Consider the following 5,311-nt stretch of genomic DNA (forward strand, 5'->3'; position numbering starts at 1 on the left):
CATTGCGGGTAGCCGCCGCTCGCGGGGATTCGGGCTGGTTGTCCTTGTTGAGTTCCTTGAGCGCGGCGTCCTTGGCGGCCTTGACACGTTCCCGGGTGAAAGATTCCAGGTCGGCGTGGAAACTGCTGTCGCCGCCGCGGGTTTCCTGGTGCTCCTGCACCAGCTCCTCCGGAATTTCCCCCAGGAAGGCGGCACGCATGGCGCTGACCGTGGGAGGACGGCCGGCCTTGATGGAGGTGTAGGCAATGCCRCAATCCGACAGCAGTGTCTCCTTGAGCTGGCGGGTGGCCTTGCTCACATCACGTTTGCCGCGCAAATCCACGCAACCGACGACTTTGCCATCCAGGGTGCAGATGGTGAAAGTCGTGTAGACGCCATTGAGCAGCTCAAGCAGGCGTTCGGTTTTTTCCTTGTCTTTTTCCTTTTCCTTGTCTTTTTCCAGCGGAATGGTAAAGCGCAGCACCGGCAGCTTGACCATCACCGCGTGGTCGTGGAAAGTGCTTCGCAGCCATTTCCATACCTCGTATTCATCGTTGGTAACCACCCCGCGGGCACGCAGCGGCCATTTGTGGGGTATCCGCAGCTTCGCACTCGCGCTTTTGCGCAGCCAGGCGGCATACAGCAAAACACCTGCAAGCGCGCCCACGGCGACGCCCAGCAACGTCATCAGCCAGGAAATCAGGTTCAAGATGCAGTTCTCCTCTATCGATTGGGGATGCCGCCGAAGCCAGGCAGTGCGAACAGCGACCCCAGTGAGTCACAGAACGGACGCCCTGTCAATTCAGGCCAGCGTCCCGGTGCGTTATTAAAACAGGTTTTGCCGGTTTTCCAGGGGTTTCAGGCACAAAAAGAGCCTCCAGCCCAACCCCGCCGTGCGCAAGCAGCTATATTTTTCATAGCATCCGGATGGCGCCGCAAAACACTGCGGCCCCGCGGGTTGACGATGACCTTTGCCACGCAGGCCACGAATCGGTATGCTCGATTTTTTGCAGGAGCCCAACATGCCACGCAAGACCGCCCAGGATTTTGACCAGGAACTGCTGATTCTGTTTGATGCCTATGTCCACGGCACCATTGACAGGCGCGGGTTCCTGGAGCGCGCCCAGAAATTCGCCACCGCCGGCCTGACCGCAACAGCCCTGCTGGCCGCCCTCAGCCCCGATTTTGCCGCGGGGCAGCAAATTGCCCGGGATGACAAACGCATCAAGACCGACATGGTCAGCTATCCGTCGTCCGCCGGCTCAGGCACAGTCAAAGGCTATCTGGCCAGGCCTGCCAATGCCACCGGCAAACTGCCCGGCGTGCTTGTCATTCATGAAAACCGCGGCCTCAACCCGCATATTGAAGACATCACCCGCCGGCTGGCGCTGGACAACTTCATCGCCTTCGCACCCGACGCACTCACCCCCCTGGGCGGCTACCCCGGCGACGAAGACAAGGCGCGCGAGTTGTTCGCCAAACTGGACCAGCGAAAGTGCGTGGAGGATTTCGTGGCGGCCACCACCTGGCTCAAGAGCCGGGACGACTGCACCGGCAAGCTGGGTGTGGTCGGGTTCTGCTATGGCGGCGGCATGTCGCACACACTCACCACGCGCCTGCCGGAGCTCAGCGCAGCCGTTCCCTTCTACGGAAACCTGCCGGCAGCGGAAGATGCCGCCAAGGTCAAGACACCGCTGCTGATCCATTTCGCTGCGGTGGATGAGCGCATCAATGCCGCATGGCCTGCCTACGAGGCGGCACTCAAGGCGGCAGGTGCGAATTACACCGCCTACCAGTACCCGGGCACGCAACACGGCTTCAACAACGACACCACGCCGCGTTATGACGCCGCCGCGGCCAAGCTGGCGTGGGAGCGCACCCTGGCGTTTTTTAACAAACAGCTCAGGGCCTAGAACCGGTCAGGCATCGCGGGCCCGCTGCCCGCCCATCCCTGCATCGTCCCCCGCGAAAACCCTGCCCGGAACGCGCCAGGCACGGCTTTTGCACGCGTTACCATTGGCTACTTTCGCTTTTCGGCCTCTCCGCGAGCCGGCGAGCGTTTCCCTCACTCAGATCCTCTGGACACAACCATGAACATTCTGCAAAAAATTGCCGCGACAGCCGGCTTGCTTACCTGTGCGCTGGGCGCAGCCCAGGCCCAAAACAGGGAGCTGGTCGTCGGCTCCAGCGCCACCTACCGTCCGTTTGCCTATGAAAGCCCGACCAAGGAAATTGTCGGCTATGACGTAGACATGATCAAAGCCATCGCCCAGAAATCCGGCCTGCAGATCAAGATCGTCAACACCCCCTGGACCGGCATCTTCGCGGCCCTCAACAACGGCGATGTGGACCTGGTCATCTCGGGCGTCACCATCAACGACAAGCGCAAGCAGTCCTACGACTTCACCGCCCCCTACTTCGAAGCCCGCCAGTTGATCGCCGTGCACAGCAACAGCACGGCCAAGAGCCTGAAAGACCTTGCCGGCAAAAAAATCGGCGTGGTCACCGGCAGCACCGGCGACGACATGGCTTCGCGCGAATTCGGCAAGACCAACCCCGACATCCGCCGCTTTGAAAGCACCCCGGTCGTGATCTCCGAGCTGGCCAACAACGGCCTGGACGCCGCCATCGGCGACAACGGGGTGATCGCCTTTCGCGCCCAGGAACACAAACAGCTCAAGACCGTCAGCGACGCGAGCTTTCCCAAGGAATACTTCGGCATCGTCGTGAAACAGGGCAACAAGGCGCTGCAGGACAAACTCAACGCAGGCCTGGCCGCCGTCAAGGCCGACGGCAGCTACGCCGCCATCTACAAGAAATGGTTCCAGGCCGACGCTCCCGCGTTGCCCGCCCAGTAAACATCAGGACACCTCCTTATGGAACACGTCCTCTGGTTCGGCTGGTTCCGGGCCGACATCATTGCCGAGTACAGCGTGCTGTTCTGGCGCGGCCTGCAGATGACCATCATGGTGACACTGATCTGCATCGTGCAGGGCACCTTGCTGGGCCTGGCGGTCGGCATGGCGCGCGTGGCCGAATCGCGCCACTCGCCCGCGCGCGCGATCTGCAAATACGCCCTGCGCTGGCCCTCTACCGTCTACGTCAGCTTTTTCCGCGGCACGCCGTTGTTCGTGCAGATCCTGCTGATCCACTTCGCAGTGCTGCCGCTGTTCATCAACCCGACTGACGGCCTGATCATCTCGGGCGAGACAGCGCGCGACATCAAGCAGAACTACGGCGCCTTCCTGTCCGGTATCGTGGCGCTCACGCTCAATGCCGGCGCCTACATTTCCGAGATCTTCCGCGCCGGCATCCAGTCCATCGACAAGGGCCAGGTCGAAGCCTCGCGTTCGCTGGGCATGTCTTTTCCGCGCACCATGTACCACGTCGTGCTGCCGCAGGCTTTTCGCCGCATGCTGCCGCCGCTGGGCAACAACGCGATCTCGCTGCTGAAAGACTCGTCGCTGATCTCGGCGATTGGTCTGGCCGAACTGGCCTACGCCGCGCGCACCGTCGCCGGCGCCTATTCGCGCTACTGGGAGCCCTACCTCACCATCTCCCTCATGTACTGGGTGCTGACGCTGGGCCTGGCTTACCTTGTCAAAAAACTGGAGGCTCGTTATGGACGAGGTGATTCGCGTTAAGCGGCTGACCAAGCAGTTTGGCCACACGCCGGTATTGCGCGGCATCGACTGCGCCATCAAGGCCACCGAAGTCGTCTGCGTCATCGGCCCTTCCGGCTCGGGCAAAAGCACTTTTTTGCGCTGCCTGAACGGACTGGAAGACGCCAGCGGCGGCGAGGTGCTGGTGCACGGCGTGTCGGTGCACGAACCCAAGACCGACGTCGATGCCCTGCGCTCGGAAATCGGCATGGTGTTCCAGCGCTTCAATTTGTTTCCACACAAAACCGTGCTGGAAAACATCACGCTGGCGCCCACCAAGGTGCGCAAGCTGACGGCACTGGAGGCGCGCAACCGTGCCAGTGAACTGCTGGTCAAGGTCGGGCTGCTCGAAAAGATCGACGCCTACCCCAACCAGCTTTCGGGCGGGCAGCAGCAGCGCGTGGCAATTGCCCGTGCGCTGGCGATGCAGCCGCGCATCATGCTGTTTGACGAACCCACCTCTGCGCTCGACCCCGAAATGGTCGGCGAAGTGCTGGCCGTGATGCAGGCCCTGGCCGAAGAAGGCATGACCATGGTGGTCGTCACCCACGAAATGGGTTTTGCCCGCCAGGTGGCCGACCGCGTGATGTTCATCGACGAAGGCCTGGTGATCGAAGAGGGCTCACCGGCGGAGATCTTTGACAACCCCAAGGAAGAGCGTACCAAGCGCTTTTTGAGCAAGGTGTTGTGAGACAGCGCGCGCCCGCTCCTGCGGGCACGCGTTTCTCCCAGCAAGGTTCAGCCATCCAGAGAGGTCGCCATGCCTGCAACCCTCCGAGCCGTCCAGGCCGACATCACGAAACTGCAGCTTGACGCCATCGTCAACGCTGCCAATTCATCGCTGCTGGGCGGCGGCGGTGTCGACGGTGCCATTCATCGCGCTGCAGGGCCTGAACTGGTCCATGAATGCCGCCTGCTGGGCGGCTGTAAAACCGGCGAGGCCAAAGCCACCAAAGGCTACCGGCTCCCGGCGAAGTTCATCATCCACACGGTGGGTCCGGTCTGGCGCGGTGGCGGCAACGGCGAGCCTGAGTTGCTGGCCTCCTGCTACAGGCGCGCCATGGAAATCGCGGCAGCCAAAGGCGTTACGTCGATGGCCTTCCCCAGCATCAGCACCGGCATTTACGGCTACCCGATTGAGTTGGCTGCCCAGGTCGCAGTGGCCAGCGTGCGCCAGGCTCTGCAGCAACCCTCTTCCTTGACGGAAGTGGTGTTCTGCTGCTTTTCGGCGCAAGACCTGGCGGTCTACCAGCATGTGCTGGGCAAGGCCCTTGACTGCGGAGATTGACGCATGCCAGAACTTCCCGGCCTTGTCCCGATTGCATTCACCATTTTTTCGTATGTTGTCTGCGTCAAACTGGCGGCCTGGCTTTATCGCCGTACGCAACTGAGCTGGAAACACGCATTCATTTTCGGTGTTGTCCTGTTCATGGTTCTGTTCGCCGTCGGTGCTGTTGTCAGGTCGCTGGGCGCCGGCTCGGACCCCATACGCCAATCCCTTGTGGACCTGGCCACCGGACTGGCGGCACAACTGGGTCTGGGTGCATGGTGGCTCGGCTCGCGAGCCAGAACAAGGGCGGGTGCACCCCTTGAATTGAAAGGCGGAGCCTTGCTCGCCCTGATGACCTATGGGCTGGTTTTTTTCTTCTCTCTTGCGGCAGCGATTGCGC

Annotated in this window: 7 protein-coding genes; 6 read left to right on the top strand and 1 reads right to left on the bottom strand. The window is 61.7% G+C overall.

What is annotated here, in order from left to right; genetic code table 11:
* A partial coding sequence (locus AC1DWI_RS13025; RefSeq protein WP_477724976.1) for a DUF2726 domain-containing protein occupies positions 1-688 on the bottom strand: 688 nt, incomplete at its 3' end.
* 313 nt (positions 689-1,001) lie between these two features.
* On the opposite strand from AC1DWI_RS13025, the gene AC1DWI_RS13030 reads away from it, so the two are divergent.
* The 6 genes from AC1DWI_RS13030 to AC1DWI_RS13055 all read left to right on the top strand — a co-directional run.
* Entirely contained in the window at positions 1,002-1,892 is an 891-nt protein-coding gene (locus tag AC1DWI_RS13030) for a dienelactone hydrolase family protein (RefSeq protein ID WP_457280529.1), read from the top strand.
* Positions 1,893-2,069: 177 nt separating this feature from the next.
* A complete protein-coding gene (locus tag AC1DWI_RS13035; protein WP_457280528.1) occupies positions 2,070-2,837 on the top strand; it encodes a basic amino acid ABC transporter substrate-binding protein in 768 nt (255 codons plus the stop codon).
* Positions 2,838-2,855: 18 nt separating this feature from the next.
* Positions 2,856-3,623: an amino acid ABC transporter permease gene (locus AC1DWI_RS13040; RefSeq protein ID WP_457280527.1), complete on the top strand. Its 768-nt coding sequence runs from the start codon at positions 2,856-2,858 to the stop codon at positions 3,621-3,623.
* Entirely contained in the window at positions 3,601-4,332 is a 732-nt protein-coding gene (locus tag AC1DWI_RS13045; protein ID WP_457280526.1) for an amino acid ABC transporter ATP-binding protein, read from the top strand. The genes AC1DWI_RS13040 and AC1DWI_RS13045 overlap by 23 nt, the downstream gene beginning before the upstream one ends.
* A 69-nt stretch (positions 4,333-4,401) precedes the next feature.
* The gene (locus AC1DWI_RS13050) at positions 4,402-4,929 is read left to right on the top strand and encodes an O-acetyl-ADP-ribose deacetylase (protein WP_457280525.1); all 528 of its coding nucleotides are present in this window, start codon (positions 4,402-4,404) and stop codon (positions 4,927-4,929) included.
* A 3-nt stretch (positions 4,930-4,932) separates the two neighbouring features.
* Positions 4,933-5,311, top strand: a 379-nt coding sequence (locus AC1DWI_RS13055; protein ID WP_477724977.1) for a hypothetical protein, incomplete at its 3' end; no start/stop codon positions are given.

It is taken from the genome of Polaromonas sp. P3_C2 (assembly GCF_056402675.1).

Bases quoted from the DNA above. Each gene is read 5' to 3' on its own strand.
- AC1DWI_RS13050 (WP_457280525.1), top strand. From the start codon at position 4,402: ATGCCTGCAACCCTCCGAGCCGTCCAGGCCGACATCACGAAACTGCAG.
- AC1DWI_RS13040 (WP_457280527.1), top strand. From the start codon at position 2,856: ATGGAACACGTCCTCTGGTTCGGCTGGTTCCGGGCCGACATCATTGCC.
- AC1DWI_RS13045 (WP_457280526.1), top strand. From the start codon at position 3,601: ATGGACGAGGTGATTCGCGTTAAGCGGCTGACCAAGCAGTTTGGCCAC.
- AC1DWI_RS13035 (WP_457280528.1), top strand. From the start codon at position 2,070: ATGAACATTCTGCAAAAAATTGCCGCGACAGCCGGCTTGCTTACCTGT.
- AC1DWI_RS13030 (WP_457280529.1), top strand. From the start codon at position 1,002: ATGCCACGCAAGACCGCCCAGGATTTTGACCAGGAACTGCTGATTCTG.